Annotated in this window: 27 protein-coding genes and 1 pseudogene; 10 read left to right on the forward strand and 18 right to left on the reverse strand. The window is 65.2% G+C overall.

The genetic code is table 11. The annotated features are described in order from the left end of the window. Positions 1–78 precede the first annotated feature (78 nt). From L6Q96_07665 to L6Q96_07675, 3 genes are all read right to left on the reverse strand, one after another. A complete protein-coding gene (locus tag L6Q96_07665; GenBank protein MCK6554445.1) occupies positions 79–651 on the reverse strand; it encodes an NUDIX hydrolase in 573 nt (190 codons plus the stop codon). Between the two features lie 131 nt (positions 652–782). Further along, complete coding sequence (locus L6Q96_07670) at positions 783–1280, reverse strand: low molecular weight protein arginine phosphatase (protein MCK6554446.1); 498 nt, start codon at positions 1278–1280, stop codon at positions 783–785. A 53-nt stretch (positions 1281–1333) separates the two neighbouring features. Then, positions 1334–2272, reverse strand: coding sequence for an SDR family NAD(P)-dependent oxidoreductase (locus L6Q96_07675; protein MCK6554447.1), 939 nt, complete (start codon positions 2270–2272; stop codon positions 1334–1336). 186 nt (positions 2273–2458) lie between these two features. Between L6Q96_07675 and L6Q96_07680 the strand changes: the two genes are divergently transcribed. After that, positions 2459–2614, forward strand: coding sequence for a hypothetical protein (locus tag L6Q96_07680; protein MCK6554448.1), 156 nt, complete (start codon positions 2459–2461; stop codon positions 2612–2614). Between the two features lie 275 nt (positions 2615–2889). Here the strand turns inward: L6Q96_07680 and L6Q96_07685 are convergent. The 4 genes and pseudogenes from L6Q96_07685 to L6Q96_07700 form a co-directional block, all read right to left on the reverse strand. After that, positions 2890–2997 (reverse strand): annotated as a pseudogene (locus tag L6Q96_07685) (thrombospondin type 3 repeat-containing protein). A gap of 491 nt (positions 2998–3488) precedes the next feature. Continuing rightward, positions 3489–3902 (reverse strand): single-stranded DNA-binding protein, encoded by a 414-nt coding sequence (locus tag L6Q96_07690; protein ID MCK6554449.1) that lies wholly within the window; start codon positions 3900–3902, stop codon positions 3489–3491. Positions 3903–3997: 95 nt separating this feature from the next. Beyond that, positions 3998–5662 (reverse strand): ribulokinase, encoded by a 1665-nt coding sequence (locus L6Q96_07695; GenBank protein ID MCK6554450.1) that lies wholly within the window; start codon positions 5660–5662, stop codon positions 3998–4000. Between the two features lie 15 nt (positions 5663–5677). Continuing rightward, entirely contained in the window at positions 5678–7264 is a 1587-nt protein-coding gene (locus L6Q96_07700) for a fucose isomerase (GenBank protein MCK6554451.1), read from the reverse strand. A gap of 276 nt (positions 7265–7540) precedes the next feature. On the opposite strand from L6Q96_07700, the gene ilvC reads away from it, so the two are divergent. Further along, positions 7541–8641 (forward strand): ketol-acid reductoisomerase, encoded by a 1101-nt coding sequence (ilvC, locus tag L6Q96_07705; GenBank protein ID MCK6554452.1) that lies wholly within the window; start codon positions 7541–7543, stop codon positions 8639–8641. A 60-nt stretch (positions 8642–8701) separates the two neighbouring features. Here ilvC and yihA read toward each other — a convergent pair whose 3' ends face one another. The 8 genes from yihA to rpoZ all read right to left on the reverse strand — a co-directional run bounded on the left by yihA (position 8702) and on the right by rpoZ (position 15106). After that, positions 8702–9286 (reverse strand): ribosome biogenesis GTP-binding protein YihA/YsxC, encoded by a 585-nt coding sequence (gene yihA / locus L6Q96_07710; GenBank protein ID MCK6554453.1) that lies wholly within the window; start codon positions 9284–9286, stop codon positions 8702–8704. 29 nt (positions 9287–9315) lie between these two features. Next, entirely contained in the window at positions 9316–9639 is a 324-nt protein-coding gene (locus tag L6Q96_07715; protein ID MCK6554454.1) for a hypothetical protein, read from the reverse strand. Between the two features lie 19 nt (positions 9640–9658). Next, positions 9659–10390 (reverse strand): competence/damage-inducible protein A, encoded by a 732-nt coding sequence (locus tag L6Q96_07720; protein MCK6554455.1) that lies wholly within the window; start codon positions 10388–10390, stop codon positions 9659–9661. A 69-nt stretch (positions 10391–10459) separates the two neighbouring features. Then, entirely contained in the window at positions 10460–12109 is a 1650-nt protein-coding gene (locus tag L6Q96_07725; protein ID MCK6554456.1) for a thiamine pyrophosphate-dependent enzyme, read from the reverse strand. A gap of 86 nt (positions 12110–12195) precedes the next feature. Continuing rightward, positions 12196–13263 (reverse strand): RNA polymerase factor sigma-32, encoded by a 1068-nt coding sequence (locus tag L6Q96_07730; protein ID MCK6554457.1) that lies wholly within the window; start codon positions 13261–13263, stop codon positions 12196–12198. Between the two features lie 46 nt (positions 13264–13309). Further along, the gene (locus L6Q96_07735; protein ID MCK6554458.1) at positions 13310–13624 is read right to left on the reverse strand and encodes a hypothetical protein; all 315 of its coding nucleotides are present in this window, start codon (positions 13622–13624) and stop codon (positions 13310–13312) included. Positions 13625–13678: 54 nt separating this feature from the next. Beyond that, positions 13679–14812 (reverse strand): molecular chaperone DnaJ, encoded by a 1134-nt coding sequence (gene dnaJ / locus L6Q96_07740; GenBank protein ID MCK6554459.1) that lies wholly within the window; start codon positions 14810–14812, stop codon positions 13679–13681. 96 nt (positions 14813–14908) lie between these two features. Further along, a complete protein-coding gene (gene rpoZ, locus L6Q96_07745) occupies positions 14909–15106 on the reverse strand; it encodes a DNA-directed RNA polymerase subunit omega (GenBank protein MCK6554460.1) in 198 nt (65 codons plus the stop codon). A gap of 132 nt (positions 15107–15238) precedes the next feature. Here rpoZ and L6Q96_07750 point away from each other — a divergent pair, with 132 nt between their 5' ends. From L6Q96_07750 to L6Q96_07780, 7 genes are all read left to right on the forward strand, one after another. Beyond that, positions 15239–15724 carry a hypothetical protein gene (locus tag L6Q96_07750; GenBank protein MCK6554461.1) on the forward strand — a complete coding sequence of 162 codons (486 nt, stop codon included), beginning with the start codon at positions 15239–15241 and terminating at the stop codon, positions 15722–15724. A gap of 40 nt (positions 15725–15764) precedes the next feature. Next, positions 15765–16394, forward strand: a complete 630-nt coding sequence (locus tag L6Q96_07755) for a CoA pyrophosphatase (protein MCK6554462.1) — start codon at positions 15765–15767, stop codon at positions 16392–16394. Positions 16395–16430: 36 nt separating this feature from the next. Continuing rightward, complete coding sequence (locus L6Q96_07760) at positions 16431–16625, forward strand: thiamine biosynthesis protein ThiS (protein MCK6554463.1); 195 nt, start codon at positions 16431–16433, stop codon at positions 16623–16625. Positions 16626–16662: 37 nt separating this feature from the next. Further along, entirely contained in the window at positions 16663–17589 is a 927-nt protein-coding gene (locus L6Q96_07765) for an adenine nucleotide alpha hydrolase family protein (protein MCK6554464.1), read from the forward strand. Between the two features lie 23 nt (positions 17590–17612). Next, positions 17613–18482 carry a tRNA (adenine-N1)-methyltransferase gene (locus L6Q96_07770; protein ID MCK6554465.1) on the forward strand — a complete coding sequence of 290 codons (870 nt, stop codon included), beginning with the start codon at positions 17613–17615 and terminating at the stop codon, positions 18480–18482. Beyond that, a complete protein-coding gene (locus L6Q96_07775) occupies positions 18469–19206 on the forward strand; it encodes a 5-formyltetrahydrofolate cyclo-ligase (GenBank protein ID MCK6554466.1) in 738 nt (245 codons plus the stop codon). Before L6Q96_07770 ends, L6Q96_07775 begins: the two co-directional genes overlap by 14 nt. Positions 19207–19368: 162 nt before the next feature. Continuing rightward, complete coding sequence (locus tag L6Q96_07780; GenBank protein ID MCK6554467.1) at positions 19369–19818, forward strand: hypothetical protein; 450 nt, start codon at positions 19369–19371, stop codon at positions 19816–19818. A 21-nt stretch (positions 19819–19839) separates the two neighbouring features. On the opposite strand, the gene L6Q96_07785 is transcribed toward L6Q96_07780, so the two are convergent. After that, on the reverse strand, positions 19840–20406 hold the full coding sequence (locus L6Q96_07785) for a hypothetical protein (protein MCK6554468.1): 567 nt from the start codon (positions 20404–20406) through the stop codon (positions 19840–19842). A 402-nt stretch (positions 20407–20808) separates the two neighbouring features. On the opposite strand from L6Q96_07785, the gene L6Q96_07790 reads away from it, so the two are divergent. Then, complete coding sequence (locus tag L6Q96_07790) at positions 20809–21048, forward strand: helix-turn-helix transcriptional regulator (protein ID MCK6554469.1); 240 nt, start codon at positions 20809–20811, stop codon at positions 21046–21048. A gap of 199 nt (positions 21049–21247) precedes the next feature. Here the strand turns inward: L6Q96_07790 and L6Q96_07795 are convergent, their stop codons facing one another. Then, the gene (locus L6Q96_07795; GenBank protein ID MCK6554470.1) at positions 21248–22501 is read right to left on the reverse strand and encodes a hypothetical protein; all 1254 of its coding nucleotides are present in this window, start codon (positions 22499–22501) and stop codon (positions 21248–21250) included. A 73-nt stretch (positions 22502–22574) separates the two neighbouring features. Continuing rightward, a complete protein-coding gene (locus tag L6Q96_07800) occupies positions 22575–23699 on the reverse strand; it encodes a hypothetical protein (GenBank protein ID MCK6554471.1) in 1125 nt (374 codons plus the stop codon). Positions 23700–23753: the final 54 nt, after the last annotated feature.

Below are 23753 nucleotides of genomic sequence, written 5' to 3' on the forward strand. Positions count from 1 at the left end.
GTTCCCGGTGTCAGACCCTTCATACTGTAGCGCAGCGCCGGCGCAAAACGCCCGCCGCTCGGCTTCGCCGGGCCGAGATCAAGCGCCCGGTGCCGAATCCGCCAGCGCCAACAGGTGAAAGGCCGTCACGGTCAGGGCGTTCGACACCCCGCCGGAGCGCATGAGATCCGGTATCGCCGCGAGAGGAACCGTCACCACTTCAAGCTCCTCGGTGCCGTCCCACTGCGGTGGGCCCGCCGGCGTCACGTCGCGGGCGACAAAGATGTGGCAGTGGTTGTTCATGATGGCCGGGTTAGGATGCACCACCCCCAGCGGCTCGACCCGGCGTGCGGCGTACCCCGTCTCCTCGCGTAACTCACGCTCCGCCGCCACGGCCGGAGAGGCGTCGGTCGGATCGACGATGCCCGCCGGGACCTCGAGAGTCAGCGCCCGAACGCCGTGGCGGAATTGGCGGACCATGACAACGCGGCCATCCGATGTCAGCGGCACGATATTGACCCAATCCGCCGACTCGATCACGAAGAAGTCGAACTCCTGTCCCGTGCTCTGCGATCGATTGCTGTCACGGCGCACAGAAAAAATGCGGCATCGACAGATCACCTCGGAGAAGCGGGTGTCCCAGTGCATCGCCGTCAGAAAAGCCCGCGGCACGCGGTCGACAGGCGGTCCATGACCGCGGCCGCCCCAGCGACAGGCACGGCCCGCTCCGCTGCCCTCTTATCGAGGGAACCGGGAATCACCGCATACGGTGGGTTTATGAACATGGCGCGATCCCTTCACCGCTAAACGGGGCCCGGCGCCGCCGGGGTAAGGCGATCGATGGCACGCTCGAGACAGGCCTTGATCTCGTCACGGCAAGCCGCGTACACCGCGTCGCCGCCGCCCACCGGGTCTTCTATGTCGCCCTCGCCACCGGCAAATGCCTTCAGGGTAAACACCGGCTTGCCCGCAGCCTCCGGAAATGCCTCGTGCAGCATGCGCACCTGCTCCGCGGTCATGGCGAGTATGAGATCGGCATCGGCAATGAGATGGCGGTTGCGCTTGAGATCCGTGGATACCGTGTCGGCCGGCACATGGATACCGTCCTCGCGCAGTACGAGGCGCGCGTCCATCGACACCAGCGCCCCGTCGCGTGCGTATGCGGCCACGCCGCCGGATTCCACCGTAAGTTGTTTATCGAGGGCCCGCTCCGCCAGCATCTTCTTCAGCAACGCCTCCGCAATGACGCTGCGGCTCGTGTTGGCGTGGCAGATGAAGAGGATCTTTCGATAAGTCCGCACGGGCATCGACCGGGGCCGGCGCAAACGCCGGCCCCGGTAGTCCCTGAGTGGCGCTACATGCCTTCGGAAAAGACGTCCGCCATGCTTTCCTTGCGGGTGATTCCCTTGTTCAGCTCCGCCTTCAGTTTGGCGCCGAGCGACTCGGGTTCCCACGTGGCACGCTGTTGCACCTTGCCCGCCGAGTGCCAGCCTTTCATGAGCCAGACGGTGCCGCCACCGACGCGGAAGACCTCGCCATGCACATCGGCGGCGTCATCGCTCCCCAGCCAGGCGACCAGTGGCGCGACGTTGCGTGGGCTGAAGACGTCGAATTCGCCCTCTTTGACCTCCTGACCCATGAGCGCCGCGGTCGACGGCGTCGCTTCGACGGTCAGTCGCGTGCGCGCCACGGGAGCGATGGCGTTGCACGTCACGCCATACTTCGCCATCTCGCGGTCGATGGTGATCGCCATGAGCGCCACGGCCGCCTTGGCGGCACCGTAGTTGGACTGGCCGACGTTGCCGAGCAGGCCCGAGTCGGACGACGTATTGATCACGCGCCCATTGAGGACGTTGCCCTTCTTGTGCTCCTCGCGCCAGTATTCGCAGGCGTGTCGAGTCATGTTGAAGGTACCCTTCAAATGGACGGCAAGGACCGCGTCCCAATCCTCCTCGCCCATGTTGAAGATCATCCGGTCACGCAGAATACCGGCATTGTTCACGACAATGTTCAGCTTGCCGAACGTGTCGACGGCGCACTCGATGATGCGTTTCGCACTCTTGAAGTCGGAGACGCTGTCGCCGTTGGCAACTGCTTCGCCGCCCGTCTTCTTGATCTCGTTGACAACCTCCTGCGCCGGGCTGGTGCTCGCCCCGGAGCCGTCGAAGTGGGCGCCGAGATCGTTGACGACGATCTTCGCGCCGTGCGCGGCCATCAGGAGTGCCTCCTCGCGGCCGATTCCTCGACCCGATCCGGTAATGACCACAACCTTGCCTTCCAGCAGACGTGCCATTGCTGCAACACCCTCCTTCGTGGGAAATCGATCGTGTGGCTCGGCGGTGGCAGCCGTCAGGCGCAACGCGACAGAGCGGGCTGACTCTGCGGCAAAGGTATTGTCTTGTCAAGGTAGCGGGCGGCGACCCGCGGGGCGTTTTGACCAGCCGTGCCCGAGAGCTTATCATGCCCGTGGGTTCGCGTTATGCGCCAATTCATTTACGGACTGATCCTCGGTGCCGCGGCGATGTTCGCTTACGAGCGGCTCGACCCCCCGGCGATTCTCGCTTATCTCAACGCCGCCACCGAGTCGGCGGTGGAATCCACTTCCGGTTACGGCGGTCGCGACAAGGCGCGGTGAGACGCGACCGGAGAGGAGCCGGTCGATCAGCGCAGCGCCACGAGCATGCGCCCACAGCCCGAACGGGCGGCGCGGCGCATCACCGCAATACTCTCCTCGCGAGACAGCCGGCCCTGAGCCCGCCACGCTCGCGTTGCCCGCGATACACAGCGCAAGTAGCCGCGCGGACCGGTCCATTCCCCACCCGCCCGCGGCCCGTCGCACGGACACAGGTCGACCAACGCACAGCCGTCCGCGGTCAGCGGCGACACCGCACCCGCGGGCGTCGCCGGACACGCATCGCAGTCGTCGCCCACGCCGTCACCGTCCCCGTCGCGCTGATCGGGGTTGGCGAGGTGGGGACAGTTGTCGGCACTATCGAGGATGCCGTCGGCATCGAAGTCCGGGCCGTCGGGCGCGACCTCCGACGCGGACAGCACCAGCAGGTAGGTTTTCGCCGCCGCGCGGGGCGACGAAAGCACGATGGCGATTCCGGTCGGCGAAACGACCTGTCGTTGCCCGCTCGACAGCAACACGGTTTCGCCGTCGATGCGCACATCGAGAACCATCGCCTGCCGGTCCGGCCCCACGGTTTGAAGGAAGCCCTGCCCGACGACGCTATGGCTTTCGCTCGACAGATCGACCCCGGTCACGGCCGCGAAGTCGACCAGAGTTTGCCCCGGAACGACGGTAACTTCGAACCAACCCGACAACGGCTCTGGAGGCGCCGGGGCTTCGTTGCAAGGCAAGCAGACGGCGGTGATCGAGCTGCCTGGACTTAACAGGTAGCGCCGGGTATCGGCCGCGGCCGGGGTCAACCACGTCGCAACCAGTCCGACGGCAAGGAGGGCTGCCCCGACGAGTCGGAGAAAGCGGCAGCCATGATGCTGGGTCATCAGAACGGGATGTCGTCCTCACCGGCAATGTTGCCGCTATCCGGCTCGCCCGGAGGTAAGCCGACACCCGGCTCCGCGCCCCCGCGGGCACCGCCCAGAAAGCGCACATCGCGGGCCACAATGTCCGTGAAGTAACGCTTGTTGCCGTCCTTGTCGTCGTACTGGCGGCTCCGAATCGAACCCTCGACGAATACCTGCCGGCCCTTCGCCAGGTACTGGCCGCAAGCCTCGGCCTGTTTTCCCCAGACCACGACGTTGTGCCACTCGGTACGTTCCTGGCGGTTACCGTCCTGGTCCGTCCAACGTTCCGAAGTCGCCACCGGGAACTTCGCTACGGCCTTACCGCTTGGCGTGAACCTGACCTCGGGATCTTTGCCGAGGTTCCCCACGAGTATGACCTTGTTCACCACAATGCGACGACCCTAACAGAGTCCCGGGGCAACGGGCAAGCAGTCGGAACTCTCAAGTTACCTGAATCAGGGGTGGCGCCGCTGTCCGCGGGGCGGCTCTATCGCGCCGCGCGCAGCGCACGGAGTCGTTGCATGACGCCGTTACCGCCACGACCGAAATATTCGTGCAGAGCGCGGTAGTCGGCAAACAGCCGATCGTAGGTCGCCCGGTGGCGAGCATGGGGCCGATGCACCACACGCGTGCTCCCGCTCATCCGCTCCGCCGCCGCGGCAATTGTCGGTACACCGCTCGTCTCGGCACCGGCAGCGGCAGCCCCGAACATCGCGGCCCCCAGTGCACTCGCGTGACCCGAACCGGCCTCCACCAGTTCTCGACCTGTCACGTCCGCGTAAATCCGCAAGAGCAACTTGTTGCGCTCCGCCAGCCCCCCGCACGCTACCAACTCCTTCACCGCGACGCCGTGCGCCGCGAACGTATCCACGATGACCCGCGTCCCGAACGCGGTGGCCTCGATCAGGGCCCTATAGATGTCCGCAGCACGCGTCTGTAACGTCGCCCCGACCAGCAGGCCGCTCAGACTCGCATCCACCAGCGGCGTTCGACAGCCGTTCCACCAATCGAGCGCGAGTAGACCGGACTCTCCGGGTTCCAACTCCGCCGCCTCGCGCTCCAGCAAGTCGTACGACGTCAGGCCGTGCTCAATCGCCCGGCGCTCGTAGGCCGCTCCGACCCCGTGCGCGACAAACCAGGCGAACAGGTCGCCAACACCCGCCTGCCCCGCCTCGTACCCGAACAGGCCGGGCAAGATGCCGTCCTCGACGACCCCGCTGATGCCCGGAACGAGGTGCCTCGCGCGGTCCAGGACCATGTGGCAGGTCGACGTCCCGAGGATGAGCACCATGCGCCCCGGCTCGCTCACCCCGACACCCGGGACCGCGGCGTGCGCGTCGATAGTCGCCGCCGCCACCGGGGTTCCGGGAGCGAGGCCCATCCAGGCCGCCACCGCCGGGCACAGCCCTCCGACGCGCGTGCCGGGCGGAACGATCTCCCCGGCCAGTTTGGTGTCGTTGAGGCCGTCGAGACGCGGGTCGAGCGCACACAAGAACTCGTTGTCGGGATAGCCGAACTCACGCTGCCACAGTCCCTTGTAACCGGCCGCACACGCATTACGCCGCAGGACGCCGGTCATCTGCCAGACGATCCAGTCGCCCGCCTCGACGATGCGGGCGGCGGCGGCAAACACCTCCGGCGCATCGTTCAAGATCTCGAGCGTCTTGCTGTGGTACCACTCCGAGGACACGACGCCGCCGTACCGCGGCAGCCACGGCTCGTTGCGCATCCTCGCCACCTCGCAGATACGGTTCGCCTCCGGCTGTGCGGCGTGGTGCTTCCACAACTTCACCCACGCATGCGGATTTCCGCGCCACTGCGGAAGCTCGCACAGCGGCCGTCCGTCGCTGTCCGTAGGCAGGATCGTACACGACGTGAAGTCAACGCCGATGCCGACTATGTCTTCCGCACGCACTCCCGCCTGCTTCACCGCCTCCGGCACCGCCCGCCGCAGCGTCTCCAGGTAATCGTGCGGGTTTTGCAAGGCCCAGTCAGGCTCCAGCCGGATCGAGGTCCCGGGCAGTCGCGCGGCGACCGTCCCGTCGGCGTAGCCGTGTACGGCACTCCCGAGCACACGGCCCGAGGTCGCCTCGACGACGAGGGCGCGGCCCGACTCGGTCCCAAAGTCAATTCCGATTGCGCACTTCGGCATCGCCGCGGACCGCCGTTAGAGGGTCCCGCAGAACGCCACCGTGACGCCCAACTCGCCCAGTGCCGCCGCCTTGGCGAACAGGGCACGACGCGCCGCGGCTCTCGTCGGCGCGTAGGCCACCTGAACGTGGTTCGCCTTGTGTCGCGCCATGAACTGATCCCGCGAGATGCCGCGGAGAACAAGATGCATCATCGGCCACTGCGGAGTGGTCTGCTGCCAGTTGTCTTCCGCCACCTCGGGCGGCACCGTCACCGACTCGCCAAGGCCTATGTCGCAATGCAATCTCCCTCTGGCGACGAACACTCGGCTCCACACCACCCAGCCCGGCTTGCTGAGCCCCTTGATCGTACTGCCGCCGAGCGGAAAATACATCGGCGGTTGGCGCTCGCCACGAGCGCCCCCGTATCCGCCAACGAGATGCGCCGGTGGAACCGCCCCGGAGATCTCCAGGATCCAGACGAAGCGGTTGCCAATCCATCGCCCCCAGCGCACGTCGTGCAAGGTCGTCTCGGGAGAGAGCCCGAGCCGGGTCCAAAGACGATTGGTAAGCAGCGCATCGACGCCGGCGCACTCGTCGACCTCGTTGAAGTGCGGCAGCGCCTGCCCGGCAAACAGCTCGGTCTTGCCGGCCTCGTCGAACACCGGCGGGCGTTCGACGTTATTGAGCAGGCCCTCGACCAGATCCGAGGCCGGGGTCAGGTCCTTGAGCCCTTGCTGATACTGAATGCCGATGGTGTCGCAGCCGTACTCGGCGGCAAGGCGCACCGCAGCAATGTACATCTTGCACTGGGCGAGCACCTGCGCCTCGGTCAGCTCGGTGGCGTCGTCGGTGCCGTAGGCGAAGGTCATGCCGTGCGCGCCCAGCCAATCGCCAACGGCACGTGCCTCGCGGTCGGCCACCGTGCGCATGCGAGCGAACAGGGCCGACTGGCTGAGGCGCTCTTTGTGGATGCCAAGAGGATGCAACAGTTCGTCCGGAACGACGGCGTTGTACATGCCCATACAGCCCTCGTCGAAGATGCCCATGATCGACTTGTGCGCACGAAAGGCTATGGCCAGAGCAACGCCGAGGCGTGCGGCGCCCCCCGGAATCGTCACGTCCGCAAAGGCGCGAACATGGGATGCGTCGTGGACGATCCTGCCGGTCTTCAGCCACTTGCGCAGACCTGTCGTGAAGAACGCATCGTCGAAGGTCTCGCTCCAGAGGGTCGAGTACTTCACCCCCGCCTTGGTCAGCGAGCCGTTGAGGTTCAGCATGCCGACCAGTCCGGGCCACTGCCCGCTCCAGTTCGCCACCGTCAGGATGGGGCCGCGGTGGGTCAGCAGGCCGGGCAGGACGTGATGCGTGTACTGCCACACGGCTTCGGCGACGATCAGGGGCGCCGCCGGGGGAATCGCGCGGAAGGCCTCGATGCCGCGCCGCTGGGAGTCGAGAAAGCCGTGGCGCTGCACCGGGTCGTACCCGTGCGCGCGAACCACGCCCACGCCCTCGCGTGCGAGGGCGCCGCGGAGCTGTTCCTCCATGGCGGCCTGAGCGGGCCAGCAGTTCCGGTTCGCCGACAGCCTGAGGTCGCCGCTGGCAACGAGATAGACGTTCCTCATGAGAACTCCTCTGTCCCGGTTCGCCCGGCAGCTCGACCGGTCCGTTCGGACGCTTCGTGTTAGGGTGCGAAGAAGCGACCTGTCAAGCCGCAACCAGGAAGGAAGAAACCTGCCCGTCGCACGGAGATGACTTCGCGGCGGCAGCGGATGTCGTCGACGGCGAACGCCGGGGGGCCGGCCGACGGCCTTGACGGCGCGGTTGACACGGGTTTCAACGTCGTCGACAACATTACTCTGGCTTTTCCATCGACGATCCATGCTCAAGGAGGACGACACATGGCGACGATCGATTTCGGCGGGGTGACCGAAGAGGTGATCACCCGCGAGGAGTTCCCACTCAGCCGGGCGCGAGAGGTCTTAAAGAACGAAACCATCGCCGTCATCGGTTACGGCGTACAGGGGCCCGCTCAGGCTCTCAACATGCGCGATAACGGCTTCAACGTCATCGTCGGTCAATCGAAGCAGTACCCGAAGGACTGGGACCGGGCGGCGGCCGACGGCTGGGAACCCGGCAAGGCCCTATTCGACATCGAAGATGCCGCCAGACGTGGCACCGTCGTACAAATGCTGGTCTCCGACGCCGCTCAGAAAGCCATCTGGCCGAACATCAAGCAGTGCCTGAAGGCGGGGGACGCGCTGTATTTCTCGCACGGTTTCTCGATCGTTTACAAGGATCAGACCGGCGTCGTGCCGCCGCCGGGCGTCGACGTCGTGCTGGTCGCGCCCAAGGGCTCAGGCACCTCGGTCCGGCGGAACTTCCTGAGCGGCGCCGGCATCAACTCGAGCTTCGCCGTCGAACAGGACGCCACGGGCAAGGCACGCGAGCGGTGCATCGCTCTCGGTATAGCCATCGGCTCGGGTTACCTGTTCCCAACTACCTTCCAGAAGGAAGTGTTCAGCGATCTGACCGGCGAACGTGGAGTCTTGATGGGTGCGCTGGCCGGCATCATGGACGCGCAATACGAGGTGCTACGGGCCAACGGCCACAGTCCGAGCGAGGCCTTCAACGAAACCGTCGAGGAGCTCACCGAGAGCCTGATCCGTCTCGTGGGCGAGCGGGGCATGGACTGGATGTACGCCAACTGCTCGGCGACGGCACAGCGTGGGGCCCTGGACTGGCGACCGCGTTTCCGCGACGCCGTGCGTCCGGTGTTCAAGGAGCTCTACGAGCGCGTTGCCTCCGGCAAGGAGACCGCACGCGTACTGAGCGCATGCGGCGCCCCGAACTACCAGGAAGAGCTGACCAGGGAACTGAACGAACTCGGCAACTCGGAAATGTGGCGTGCCGGCAAAGCCACCCGCGCGCTGCGACCCAAGGAGGCGGCTCGCCAGATCGGCGCCGACACCAAGGGCGTCGCGGGACGCGACTCAAACTGAACTCGGAGCGCCGGACGCGCTGGAATCGCACCCTGACGGGAATCCTCGCGCGTCCGGTACTCAATCCCCGCCCGTGTATCGGAGAAGCGTCGTCCACAGCACCGACAGCCCGTCGCCACTGTGCGCCGAGCAGACAATCACCGGGGTGCTTTCACCGACCGCCGCCACGAGTAACCGTCCTCGCTGGCGGCGATGTCCAAGCGCCAGCTTGTCCGCCTTCGTGGCGACGATCACCGCCGGCAACCGTTGCGCACGCAGGTAGTCGAGAAGTTGCTCGTCGTCGGCTTCGAGGCCACGGCGCAGATCGACGAGAACGACGACAACCCGCAGAGCCCGCCGCGCGGAGAGGTACCCTTCGACGAGATGCTTCCAACTGTCGCGCACGGCAACCGGCACGCGGGCGAAACCGTATCCGGGCAGATCAGCGAACACGACGCGGTCGTCGACGAGGAAGAAGTTGATCTGCTGGGTCCGACCGGGAGTCTTGCTGACCCGAGCCAGTCCGCGCCGGCCGACCAGGCGATTCAACAACGACGACTTACCGACGTTGGAGCGACCGGCGAAGGCGATCTCCGGATACCTCCAGACCGGCAATCGGGCCGCCTCGGCGCTACCGGCAAGAAAGCTGGCGTTATGCGTGTGCACGACGGTGCCGCGCCGGCGGCCGGCGTTGGTCAGTCGGAAACGCTGTAACTCGCGCCGTTGAAGAGTACGGACTCTTCGCCGCGGAGCATCGCCGGCGTGACGACGTACGTACCGCCGATCGACGGGCTCCACGTCGCTATCGCCGCACCCTCGTTACCGATCGTAACCAGATAGACGAGGCATCCGGTGAGCCCACCGATGGCGGCGTAAACCACTTTGGCGGGCATGTAGAAAACGTTCGCCAGGACCGCCAACGACCCGTACGCTGCGTCCGTGCCGAAGTCCTCCTGTGCCCGTGCCATCTGCGCCAGGCAGCACACCGCGACAACCAGCACCGTTACCCGTTTCCACATCACGCAATCCCTCCCATCCTCATTCGGTTCGCACAATCGAGTCTCCCGAAAGCTGCGCCAGCAGGTGCGACAGGGCGCGGTCGAGGTACTCGCGATCCTTGGACTCCAGCGTTACCCGCACCCGGTACTCGGGGTTGTTGATCTGCGGATACGAGCCCAGCAACAGATCGGGAAAAGCATCGAGCGTCGCGTTAAGGAAGGGCGCAAGCACGCTCTCCATTGCCCGGCTGTACACCACGCGCATGAAATACGGATCGACGGCGAAGCGCGACTTCAACGCGTCGACCTTGGCGCGGAAAATCTCCGGAATGCCCGGCAGGACGTAGAGGTTACGGATGGCGACCGTCGGGTAGTCGGATTCCCCGGCAAAGACCAGCTCGGCACCTTCTGGAACTTCGGCCATCTTGAGACGGGCTTCGGTCATCACGCCGCTGGACCATGCCCGGATTTTCTCCTCCAGGATCGGATGCCGCACCACGCCGCACCCGAGACCGAGGGCGATACCGGCGATCGTAACGTCGTCGTGGGTCGGCCCGACGCCTCCCGAAGTAAACACGACATCGAACGCGGGCTGATACTCGCGCACGGCCGCGGCGATAGTCTCGATTTCGTCGGGGATCACCAGAATACGCCGGAGCGCCACGCCGACGGCACGCAAAGCTTGCGCGAGAAAGGCAGCGTTCGTATCCGCCACTTTTCCCGACAGAATCTCGTTCCCGACAACGATGACGGCAGCGGTACGATCGCGCATCAGGCTTGCCGGGCGCAGCCCGGATGCAGCCGCCGGGCGGCGCAAGACGGGGGACACTGCATCGACGCTTCAGATCGAAATGGCATCCTTGCGGAACTCACTCGCCCCGATCTTGATGTTCACCAGCGCCGGCTTGCCGGCGTTCAGCGCTCGTTCCATGGCGGGGCGGATATCCTCGGGGCGTTCGACGTACTCGCCGTGGCCCCCTAGCGCCTCGACGACGCGATCGTAGCGCGTATGGTTCAGGGCGGTCGCCACGGCACGCTCGGCGCCGTACAACTGCACCTGGCCGCGACGGATTTGCGTCCAGCCGGCGTCGTTACCGATCACCCCCACCACGTTGATCTTTTGCCGTACCATGGCCTCGAATTCGAGGCCGTGCAGGCCGAAGGAACCGTCACCGTAAACGATGACCACGGGGCTGCCGGGTTTCGCCAGTTTGGCGGCCATCGCATAACCCGGACCCACGCCCAGCGTGCCGAGCGGGCCCGGGTCGAGCCAGTGTCCCTGGTGATGGATGGGAATGACCGACGCGGCGGTGGCGACGAAATCGCCGCCGTCGCCCACGACTATGGCATCGGGCGCCAGGCTGTCGGCGATCTCCTTGCAAGCCCGCAGGGGATTGATCGGCACGGCGCCGGAAGTCAACTCGGGCGCCATCCGTTCCGACTTCTCGCGTTCGCGGGCGCGCATGGCGTCGAGCCACGGCCTGACCATGGCAGCGCCGTACCCCGACGCTTTGGCGGCGCCGGTCAGCTGTTCCATGACGATGCCGGTATCGCCAACGATGCCGACGTCGATCACCCGATTGCGACCGATCTCGGCACCGTCGAGATCCACCTGGACGATTGCGGCGCCGGCGTTGAAGTGCGACTCCCGTCCGTAACCGAGGCGGAAGTCGAGGGGTGTTCCGAAGATCAGAACGACGTCGGCCTGCCGCAGCGCGTCCTTGCGCGTGTGCGAGAAGAAGTAGGGATTGTCGGGCGGCAGCGAGCCGCGCCCGAGGCCATTGACATAGATCGGCATGCCGAACGTGGCCACGAATGTCGGATACGCGTCGCGGCGTTTGGACCAGCGCAACTGGCTGCCGACAAGGGCCACGGGCCGTTCCGCCTTTGCGAGCAGCGCCACCGCTTTGTCGATGTAGTGCGGATCGCCGGCTATACCGGCTTCGGTGCGGTAGCCGCGCGGAAACGTCACTCGTTCCTCGTCGTACATGTTGAAGAGCTGATCGATCGGCATTTCGAGATAAACCGGCCCCGGGAGTCCGGTCGTGGCGATACGGAAAGCCATACTCACGTACTCGGCCAGGCGTCGTCCTTCGGGGACCGATACCGACCACTTGGTGATCGGGCGCATGAGCTCGACATGGTTCATGTCCTGCAACGAGCCCATATCGGCAAACGGGCGTGGGCCCTGGCCACCGAAGATCAGCATGGGAATATTGGCTCGATGGGCGCTGGCAACGCCGGTGACCGCGTCGGTCAATCCGGGGCCCGCGGTTACGATGGCCACGCCGGGCTGCCCGGTGACGCGGGCCCAGCCGTCGGCGGCATGCGCCGCGGTCTGCTCGTGACGCACATCGACCACGCCGATGCCTTCGTCGACGCAGCCATCGTAAATCGGCATGACGTGACCGCCACAGAGGGTGAAGACGAACGGAACGTTCTCCGCTCTGAGCGCCTTCGCCACGATCCGCCCGCCATGGATGTCTGCCATTGTTCGTCCCGTTTCGCCGAGAAGTCGCCGGACTATACCGTCGCCCTCCGGGAGCCGCAAGGCAGGTGCCGGCCGCGCGGCGGGGTTCAACGAATGATGTCGACGACCGCGTCCTCGAGGCCCTCGACCTCGGCGAGCAGGTAGGCTTTGAGGCGCCGCTTGAGGCGTTCTTCTATCTGCCGGATCCGTTCCCGGCTGACCCCGAAGCGATCGCCGAGGTCCTGCAGCGTTTGCGGCTCTTCGGCGATCATGCGCTCGAAGAAGATTATGCGGTCCTTGCCTTCGAGACGCGCGCCGAACTCCTGGATCTTGCGGGCGACGATCTCGCGGGATTCGGCGCCGCCGACCAGTTCCTCGGCGGTGGCCTCGGAGCTGGGCAGGAAATCAAGCAATGTGGCTTCATCGTTGTCGCCGACGGTCGCATCGACGGAGACGTCGCGCCCCCCGAGGCGCTGCTCCATTTCGATCACTTCCGATTCCTTGACGTCGAGGCGTTGCGCCAGCAGCTTGGGCTCGGCGCTGAAGCCTTCAGCCTCGAGGCGGTCTTTCTCCTTCTGGAGGTTGAAGAACAGCTTCCGCTGCGCCTGAGTGGTGCCGATCTTCACAAGGCGCCAATTGTTCATCACGTAGCGGATGATGTAGGCGCGAATCCACCAGACGGCGTACGATGGAAAGCGAACGCCACGGTAGGGATCGTAGTTCTTGACTGCCTCCATCAGACCGATATTGCCCTCTTGAACGAGGTCGAGGATGTTCCGGAACGAGCGCTGATATTCCCTGGCCACCATCACCACGAGGCGCAGGTTGGCGGTGACGAGCTGGTAGGCCGCGTCGATGTCCTGCTTCTCCTTGTAACGGACGGCGAGTTCGTGTTCCTCCTCGCGAGAGAGCAGCGGGTACTTGCGGATTTCGCTGAGGTAGCGCTGCAGGGAATCGAAGGGGACGAGAGCGCCCTCGCCCGGCTCCTCTTCCGTGGCGTCCAGCTTCGGGAGGACGGCCGGTTCTTCCACCTCCGCCGGCTCGAGCACCTCGACGTCGTCGGGCGAGGCGGTCGATGCGGCGGCGGTTTCGGAGACGACCTCGTCCGCAATCCCGTCCTCGGAGTCGGCGGCGATATCGTCACCGTCGGACACGTCGGGAGCAAGGGGCTTCACGGCGCCACCCTAGCATGCGCGAATACCCCCGACCAACTCGGCCGAGTTACAGTCGTCCCTGTCGGTGCCGAAGCTCGGCGACCAGAGCGTCGAGGACCTCCTCGAACTGCCGCTGCATTGCGCGAATGGTCTCGCGCATGTGAAGGATGACCTCGGCACCGGCGAGGTTAACGTCCAGCTCCCGGACCAGGGTGCACGCCACGCGAACGCGTTCGGCGTCTTCGGGGGACAAGATGCGCTCACCCTCGGGCGTACGTTCGATATGGATGAGATCCTCGGCCTCGAGCGCATCGAGGAAAGCGGCATCGACGGCCATCTCCACAACCAGGTCGGCGATTCGCACATGAGCGCTGGCAATCACGGCATATCTCCTCGATTCATCGAACCGAACCGCTCCTCCGCGATGCGACCATCGCTAGAGGCGAAGACCTTCGCGCACGTTGGCGCCATAAGCGGCATCGAGTGTTCGAACCGCCTCCTCCTGAGTTGCATTCAACGGATGCGGCACCCGCACCATCACCCTGATGTACAGGTCCCCGCGGGGAGCGTCCTTCAGCCCCGGAACTCCGTGCCCCCTGATCCGCAGCAATCGGCCGCTCTGACTGCCCGGGGGTACCTTGACCCGCACCTCGCCGTCAGGGGTCGGAACCTGAATGGTCGCGCCAAGGGCAGCCTCCGCAAGCGTAACCGGCACATCCAGATACAGGTCCTGCCCCCGGCGTTCGAGCACCGGGTGAGGACGTACGCGTATGACAATGTAAAGATCGCCGGGAGGACCGCCATGTCTCCCGGGGGCGCCTTTGCCGGCGATGCGGACTCGCGACCCGTTATCGACGCCGGCCGGGATGCGTACGCGCAGTTGTTCCCGGCGTACCGTCTCGCCGCTGCCGCCGCAGCTCGGACACGGCCGAGTCGCCGTCCGCCCGGCGCCGCCGCAGCGTGCGCACGTGCGGAGCAGAGTCATGGGCCCGCGCGCGGCCTGCACCTGGCCTTTGCCGTGGCACTCGGGGCAGGTGGTTTCGCTACTGCGTTCGCTTCCCGAGCCGTCGCACGCCGAGCATGCCTCGTGCCGATCGATCCCAAAGGTAGTAGTCGTCCCGCGAATCGCGTCGAGAAGGTCGATCTCGAATGGAGACTCCGCGTCCGCTCCCGGCTGAGGACCCGGCCGAGCCTCTGCTCCTAAGATGTCCCCAAAGATATCGTCGAAACTGGCGTAGCGTCCGAAACCGCCGGCTCCGGGCCCACCCGCGCCGAAAGCGCCACCCGCATAAGCACGTTCGGCGCGTTCGCGAGCCTCGCGAGCCATGGCCGCGTCGAAGCCCGCCTGCAGACCCTGCATTCCGAATTCGTCGTACTGCTTGCGCTTCTGGGGATCCGAGAGGGCATCGTAGGCGACCGATATTTCCTTGAACCGTTCTTCGGCCTCTTTGTTGCCGGGATTGACGTCGGGGTGATACCGCCGCGCCAGCTTGCGATACGCCCGCTTGATCTCGTCCGCGGTCGCGCTGCGGCTGACGCCGAGGACGGAGTAAAGGTCCTTCTCGTCCATACGCTGGGTGTGCCGGCCGCGATCGGTGGAGACGGGGCCCTACCGCCCTGGGCGCCGGCAGAGCCGCGTCGGGAGCGTCACTGTGGGCGAGGTCGGTTATTCCTCCGCCGGGTAGCGAAGCGTCACCTTGCCGCCGCCGATCTCCCGCAGGGCGGTAACGACTTCCTTGTTGTCGCTCTCGACCTGTGGGCGGGCGCCCTTGAGGAGTTGTTTGGCCCGTCGGGCGCCCAGCAGGACGAGTTCGAAGCGGTTTGAAACGTGTTGCAAGCAGTCCTCAACGGTGATGCGCGCCATGCGTTCTCCCCTGATATTCCGCCGCGATGTTCACCACCTATAAACAAATCGCCGACCGAGCGAAAGGGCGCGGGCCGGTTCACCGGGCCGAACGCGGCAGGCGAGTTGACAGGTTCCGGAGAGGTTCCTAGGGTGCGTGCCGGCAGCATGGAAATGGTCAGACAGCTCGGGTCGGCGTTAACCGGCTCGGCGCCCGGCGACGACGGCAGCTCGGCACTCGCCGCTGCTTACTGGACCTGTCTCCTTCGGGCAGACCGTTTGCGCGCCGACGCTCGGCGGGCGCCGGCGCCGGGCAGCCGAGAGGAGCTGTTAGCTCTAGCAGGAGCCGAAACGGAACTCGCAGAACGGCTGCGGGAATCTGTCGGCGGGATCGCGAGCGCGTCGCCGCCGGCGGCGCCGGAGCACTTCCCGCCGGGCCGTAATCACTGGGCAAGGTTGGTTAATCACCTCGAAGCTCACCGGGCTGCGGCGCATCGCTATCGGGAGATGGCGACGCGGCTGACCGAACGGTCTCCCGCGAAGGCCGCCATCTTCGAGCGGCTCGGCGGCGCGCAAGCGGGCATTTGCCGCCGGCTTCGAAGCCTCATCGCCCGGGCCGATCCACAGGCAATCGACTGAGAAACGCGCAGGACAAGCGTGCACCGGTGGACAGGCAAGCATGGTGGCCGAGCCCGCAACCATAGACGACATCCGGCACCGCTTGAGTCAGCATCGCCCGGTCGTGGTCGACGACCCCGAATCGTCGAGGGCTGCCGTAGCGCTGGTGCTGCGCGAAGGGTCGGTGGGCGTAGAGTTCATTGCGATCCACAGGGCGCATCGGCATGGCGACCCGTGGTCGGGCCACATGGCGCTTCCGGGCGGCCGTCAGCATCGCACTGACGGGGACCTTGTGGCCACCGCGGCGCGCGAAACCAGGGAGGAGGTCGGTGTCGATCTGAAGCAGGACGCGAGCGTCATTGGCACCCTCGACGATCTCCGTGCCGTGGGCAGGCGAGTGGTCCTGGATCTCGTCATCCGGCCCATCGTGTATGCGGTCTCGGCGGAGATCAGACTGGTGCCGTCTCCGATCGAAGTTCAGAGCGCCTTCTGGATTCCGCTGGCGTCGCTGCGGCGCCCCGAGGCGCATGGCACTTATCGGCCCTATGGGCCGGACACGGACTACCCCGCCTTCCTGTACCGGGGGCACACTATCTGGGGGCTCACGCATCGCATCCTGTGGAACTTCTTCGAGGTCATGGACCTAAGCGACGCGCCGGTACGCGGCGGCGGGGCTCCCGGGTCGCGTTGACTCCGGAGTGGGCTTCCCATAGCTTGCGGCTTTCCGATGCTCATCACCCTGCTCCCGCAACGACGACAGTTGGAGATCTCCGGGCGCCACCGTGTGGCCGAGGTGTTGCGTCAACTCAACCTGCTACCGGGCACGGTGATGGTGATCCGAGGGGACGAGCTGTTGACCGATCGGGCGATCGTCGAGGCCGAGGACTCGATCGAGATTCGCAACGTCATCTCGGGCGGGTAATGGGCCGGGCCGGGACTATCCGCAGGCGTCACAGGCGATGAAATGCAAGCGCTGTAAGGCAGCGGCGGAGGTTCATGTCCGCCAGCACAGTTCCGCGTTCTGCCGCGCCTGCTTCGTCGTGTACTTCCAGCGTCAGGTCGAGCGTGCCATCCACAAACAGCACATGTTCTCCGCCGACGAAGAAGTCATGGTCGCGGTGTCGGGAGGAAAGGACAGCCTTGCACTCTGGGACGTATTGCAGGTGTTGGGCTACCGCACGGTGGGACTGCACCTCGCGTTGGGGATCGGCGGATACTCGACGGCCTCGACGACGCGGACCGAGGCTTTTGCAACCGAACGCGGTCTCCCGCTAGTCGTCGTTCACCTCGAAGAGGAGGGTTGCGCGATCCCCCAACTGGCGGGATTCACCAATCGGCCGGCGTGTGCCGCCTGCGGCATCGCGAAGCGGTACTACTTCGATAAGCTGGCGTTCGAACGCGGCGTCTCGGTGCTGGCGACGGGTCACAACCTCGACGACGAGGCCGCGCGTCTTCTCGGCAACGTGCTGCGATGGCAGGTAGACCACCTTGCCAAGCAACACCCTGTCCTCCTACCGACGCACAAACGCTTCGTACGCAAGGTGAAGCCGCTGTTTCGTCTGAGCGAGTACGAAACCGCCGCCTACGCGTTCGTGCGTAAGATCGACTACGAAGTCGACGAGTGCCCGAACAGCTCGGGAGCGACCCAGTTGGTATACAAAGATGCCCTGAACCGCATCGAGGCGGTAATGCCGGGCACCAAGCAGAATTTCCTGCAGGATTTTCTCCGTCTGGGCTACCCGGTTTTCGCGCGGTCGGTGGACAGCCCGCCCAACTCCTGTTCGCAGTGCGGCATGCCGGCCTTCGCCGAGGTGTGTTCGTTCTGCAGTCTGCGGCGAGAGGTGGACAGCAAGCGGGCACGGCGCGCGACGGCTCGGCGCACCTGACCCCGGTCACGCAGGAAGAACCCATGGATGTGGCGGACCAGTCTCTGCTGCGTGCCGGCGATGCGGTGGTTTTGATCGACCGCAAGGAGCGCGAGTACCTGCGGGTACTGCGCCCGGGCACCCGTATCCATCTGCGCAGCGGCAACATCGAGACCGATGCCCTCATCGGCGAGCCTGAGGGTCGGGTGATCTACAATTCGGGTAGGGAGGCGTTTCTGGTCCTGCGACCGACGTTTGCGCAGTTGATCCCCAATCTGCCGCGGCAGGCGCAGGTGATCTATCCGAAGGACATTGGGCCGATCCTGCTCTGGGGCGATATTTACCCGGGGGCGACGGTCATCGAGGTCGGGGCCGGCCCCGGGGCTCTGACGATGGCCCTGTTGCGCGCCGTCGGCACGGGCGGACGGGTCGTCACCTACGAGATCCGGGAGGACTTCGTCGACATGGCGAGGGGCAACGTGAGGCGGTTCCTGGGCGAGACTCCCAACTGGACCGTCAAGCACGCGGATGCGCGGCTCGGTTTCGAGGAAAGCGGCGTCGACCGCCTCACGTGCGACATGCCGGAACCGTGGACAGTACTTGCGCCGGCGGCAGAAGCGTTACGACCGGGCGGCGCCATCGTCGGCTACGTGCCCACGGTGTTGCAGGTGAAGCATTTCGTAGACGCCCTCAGGAGCCACGGGGCGTTCGCCGGCGTTCAGGTCTTCGAAGCGATGCAGCGCTTCTGGCATGTTCAGGGCCAGAGCGTACGGCCGGATCACCGGATGGTCGCGCACACCGGCTTTGTCATCGTAGCGCGGCGGGTGGTCGAGCGGGGATTCGCGTTGACTCATGATGCACCGTGTAGTAGCGACGAAATATCACCCGATTTCGATCCCCATGACGAAAGATGAAATCCGTCACAAGGTGCGCACCCGTCTCCACCTGACCGGGGCAGCGCGTTTCCCCCTGTTGCAGGGCTACGTGCCGAACTTCGCCGGCGCGGAGCGGGCGGCCCGTCTGGTGTGCGAATTGCCGATGTGGCGGCGGGCGAAGGTGGTCAAGGTCGATGCGGACGCGCCTTTGCTGGCGCTGCGGCGGGCGGCACTTTACGAGGGTAAGATTGTCTACGTCGGTATTCCGCGCCTCCGCGGGGAGCGCTGTTTCGTCGAGCTCGACGCCGACCGCCTGGGTAGCCGGCTGACCCGTGCGCTTAGCGTGCGTGGCGCACTGCAACACGGACGTCTCGTAGCGCCCCCGGAACTGCGTCCAGTGGACTTGATTGTCTGCGGTTCCGTCGCGGTCACGCGCCAGGGCGCCCGCGTCGGTCGTGGCGGCGGCTTCTCCGATCTGGAGTACGCCCTCCTGCGCATGGAGGGAAAGATCCGAGAGTACACGCCGATCCTTACGACGGTTCATCCGGTGCAAATACTCGAGGAAAGATTGCCGATGCGAGGGCACGACATCCCCATCGACTTCGTCGTTACGCCCGACCAGGTCATTGCCGCTCCCAGCCTGCACCCGCGGCCCCGCGGGGTAATCTGGGAGATCCTTCACGAGGAGCAGATCCAGGCGATCCCGGCCTTACGGAAGGGTCGACGGGCTCAACTCAGCGCCCAGAGCCCTCGACGGCTGTAGCTCCCGGGTGAGGACGTGCGGTGGCCCGGCAACGGCGCCACTTGCCTTCGCGCCTCGCCTTCGGTAAGTCCCTCGGCACACGGGCCCGCCGATCCTGCCGTACCCGGCAAGCGTGACGGTCGCGTTGGAACGGGCTGCGATCTTCGAAGGGAGCAATCCACGATGTCGACCGCCAAACCGCAGAGTGCCCACGAAAGCGCAGTGGGAACAATCATCGGCTGGGGATTGCTCGGCCTCTTCGCCCTCGGTTTTGCCTGGCACGTGGGTGCCCCTTTGATTCTCGGCGAGCGATGGGCAGACAAGCAAAACAACGCAATTCAGCTAGTACGCGACTTCAAGCCCGCCGGCGCACCGGCATCCCTTTACGACATGCTTCGGGATTACCAGTTAAAGGCCAAGGAGCGGGACATCTTCATCGGGGAGATGAGCTGGAGCGCTATTCAACGTGACGGGCCGGAATATGAAGTGACCTTGCTCTGGACCGAGGGGCAGGCCAAGAAGGTCGCGCTTTGGCGCGTCAACCTCGAGAACAAGGACGTACGGCCACAGGGAAACGAAGCCGGCGGTTTGCCGCAGCGTCTGGCCGCCGGTCCCCAACCGCCAGCGTCCTGAGAAGCAGCGTCAGACTCCCGTTCATGCCAGCCCGCCATCCGCGGGCGTACGTTGCGTGCGCCGTGGCCGCAGAGCGTTCATCTGCCTGGATACCCGGCGGGCGTGCGCAGCAATGCGACTTTCTGGACACAGAGCGGTGAAGAGCCGGGCAGCAAGCAAAGTTACCACGATATCGTCGATCCTCCCCCATGCTGCGCGTCCGTCCGGCATCAGGTCCAATACGGCTACCCCGTAGATTACCGCAAAGACCAGCGGCAGACGCGCCAGGGCAGGCACCCGTCGGTCGATCAACAGCCGCACGTTCACTGCTATGCCGAGCAGGGCAGCGTGTCGCGCCGCTTGGAACCCGTTCCGGTACCATGTTCGCAGCAGCGCAAGGTCAGCCAGAGGAGCAACCAGGATGAGCGCGACAAACGCCAGCCCGCGCAACGCCCAATCCGCCCACCGGTTGGCGGCCGCACCCACCGTCTTGCCAAGACGCCGCAGACCCCTTCTGAGCGATCGTAGTAGCCGCAACGTCCCGACACTCAGGTTCTCTTCCACGGGAGGCGGCTCGCCCGGCACTTCCCATTGTGCCTGCCACAGCATCCCGCTTCCCCAGGCCTCCGGCCACCCCTTGCCGCATCGCCGTGCCCCGCACGCGCCATCCGGAAACACCATCGGCCGCCCCGACGCGACCCCGCCTGCGCTCGCGCGGAGGGCCACCGCACCCTCTGCAACGGACGTCAGGACCAGCACGACAACTAGCGTCCAGGTTCTCCGTGCCGCACGCACCCCGCCTATGCGCCTCGTGCACGTGTTCATACTCTCCCGCAAATCACGTCACAAATGCCACGGTCGAGCGGTCTTTGTCGCACGCCTGCCAGTCCCACCCACCCGAGTCGCCACACCTGGGGGTGCCACTCTACTGGCACCTCGCTTGCTGTTTCCAACGACAGAACCCCTGTCGCCGGAACCACCGGTAGGGTGTCGATCGAAGGAGTGCTACTCATGCCCGACCAAATGAGTGAGTTCGTACGCGCCATCCGCCGCGAACTCAAAATGACACAGGAAGAGCTCGCGCATCAACTCGGCATCACCGTCGGCACGGTCAACCGTTGGGAAAACGGCCGTTTCCGGCCCAGCAAGCTGGCCCGTGCCATGATTCTCGACTTCGCGAAGAAGCACGGCTTAACCCCGGAGCGCCTACTGGCCAAGGACAACGGTACCGGCATCGCCTCCGCGATCTGACTCTGCAGGAAATCATCTCCGGCCCTCGGCACGCCGCCAACTGGCCGGCAATCCGCGCTTCGGGCCGTGCGTACTCCACCCAAAATCCTTTCTCTCGCCAGAAAGAACAAAGGGCCGGTGGCTTCCACCACCGACCCTTTGTTCAAATTCACCGCTGCGGTCGCACCGTACCGCCGCAGGTCCCCTGTTTGACCCTTCCCTAGTTCGAGGCGGCGTTGATTACAACGACGTCGAACTTGCCAGGGTTGCTCGACTGATAGTTCAGGTTGAACGCCGCCGAGCCCACCGCCGCCGGCGGAGCACCACCCGTCCGGCGACTCTCCTCGGCCACCGCCAGAATTCCGCGTCCGACGTTCAACTCGCTACCCATCACCGAACGAATGCGCGTCTGTCCCGCGAGCGTGCCCTGGACCGCCACGTTCCAGATCGAGGTGCGCTCGTTGCCGGGCCGCTGGTCTATGTTCGAAAGCTGCACCGACTTAAAGCAGTCGAACGGCGTGCTTGCCGAGAAACGTTGCTCGAATTCGTTGTAAACGAGGAACTGCACGCTCAGTACCGGCCGCGCCGCCCCGATGTCGTCCAGATTCTCCGAGCACGGCACCAGAGTTAGTTCCGTCGCCACGACCGGGCCCCCGGGCACCACCGGCGTCTCGTCGAACCGATGATTGAGAATCAGGTTCCGCGGGCAAGCCGCATACTCGCGCGTCGTACAGATGGACCCTACAGCGGGGGTTCCCGAATCGGGGCCAAGGCACATAGTCCGATCGTTTTGCGCCTGGCCATTTGTCGACACCGCTTGGATCCCGATTGCGTTGTACGTCCGAACGTCCACCAGCGACACGCCGGCCGCGCCGGGCGCCACCTCGTATATCGTCGCCTCGCCCTTGAGGTCGTTCGCATTGATCGGCGTGTTCGTCGTGTTCACCGCCGTCGTCCCGTCGACCTCGACACACTTCAACTCGCCGATGAAGTAATCCGTGGCCACTCCGGGCAGCGGCCCGCCCTCGGACCCTTTGTTAGGGACCGCCGGTGCCGTCCCGCCCTGCGTCACTGACCAACCCACCGGCTGCAACGGACTGAGCACGAAGGTAAAGTCGTCCTCGCTCCACTGCGGCGCACACGACCCGCCAGGCGTGCAATCCGAGCTGTCGCGGCACGCTTGCGACGTTCCGAAACGATTTAACCCGTTCGTACACTCGCTCGTCGCGTCCACGTAGAAACAGTGGATCACGCGCACTGCAGACCCGGTGTTGGTCAACTGAACCACGGTGTCCGAGGCGACACCGGTCTGAAATACATCATTAGGGTCCGAGATCACTTTCGCGAACACCACATAGCCCGCGGCCTGATCCGAGGCGACCGTCTGTGCCTCAATCCGTGTCGGCCCACCGGCCGCGACCAGCGCCAGAGCCACGATGCCAGCGCTCAGACTCGTAGCTACCCGCGTCGCCATCGCGCGTCTCCTTTCCCAACTGCGCCCTTGCAGCACATTCACGAGCGTACGCACTTCACTGCTCCTCGTTCGCTCAGAACGCCTCATGCACCTTAACCACGGCATCCGGTCGCGGTGCACTCAGGTCCATGTGCAGATTCACGGCCGCCGACCCGGCGTTTCCGATGCTGTCGACGTGGAAGCTCTCTGCCACGGCGACAAACGGGCCGCCGGAGGACGATGAGATCCGCACGGTTGCAAACTCGGTCGTCAGTGCGCCCTGGGGCAACAGGTCCGACCGCATAGCGGGGATATTTCCGATGTTGAAGCTCGCCCAGCAGTCGACCGTCGTCGAGCCGCTGAGTGACACCTCGAACTCGTCCGTAACATCGAAGTTTACTTGCAGCCGTGTAGGTATGCCGTTTAACAAGTCGAGGTTGCAAGGCAGGATCGTGAGGGTTGTGACGACGCTGCTCCGTCCGACGCTGCACGTGCCGCCGGCGCAGTCTACGTCCGCGTTGCACGGCGCCCCCGGGGTCGTCCCCCCGACACAGACCCCAGCGTTCCCGAGGTCTTCTATGACTCGGTCCGTATACCCGTCAGCGACGAAGTTCATCCGGACCGCCGTTGGACAGCGCGCGTATTCCGTACCATTCAGGTTAAGATCCGGCCCGACAATCGGGTCGGTTCCGTCAAATGCGATCGCATTATATTTGGAGTAGTCGCCACCGGCATCCGCGCCGATGGTCGCTTCGCCCTTGAGTGCGTTCCTCGCCACCGGATCCCCATCGTTCACCTCGTTACAAATCAAGGCACCGACAAACCCTACCGGCACGGGCGGTACGAGTCCGGGATCCAAGCCCGCATTCTCGCTACCGAACGGATCGAACGGATTAACCTGGCGCCCCGTACTCACGCGCCAGTGAGTGGGCTGTTGCTTGGTGAGCATGAGTTCGAAGTCGCTCACCGTCCACAGCGGTTGGCCGTTCGTTCCCGGCTGCGCATTCAGGTAATAGCACTTGACGTAGTTCGGGTTCGTCCCCGTGTTCGTTAACTGGATCACCGTATCCCGCTGGCCGTCTCTCACGACCTTCGGGAACATCAACAGGGATCCGGGACGCTCCGTTGCCACGTCGGCCCCCGCCATACCCGCAAGCAGGATGAGGCTACCCAGGGCTCCCGATATCCACGCGACCCGGATCCCACGGATCGTCCTCATGACTTTCCTCCTTTCACGATCGAGCACGTTCACCGATGCCCCAGGAAAGTCCCG

The organism is Candidatus Binatia bacterium, assembly GCA_023150935.1.
Classification (GTDB): Bacteria; Desulfobacterota; Binatia; order HRBIN30; family HRBIN30; genus JAKLJW01.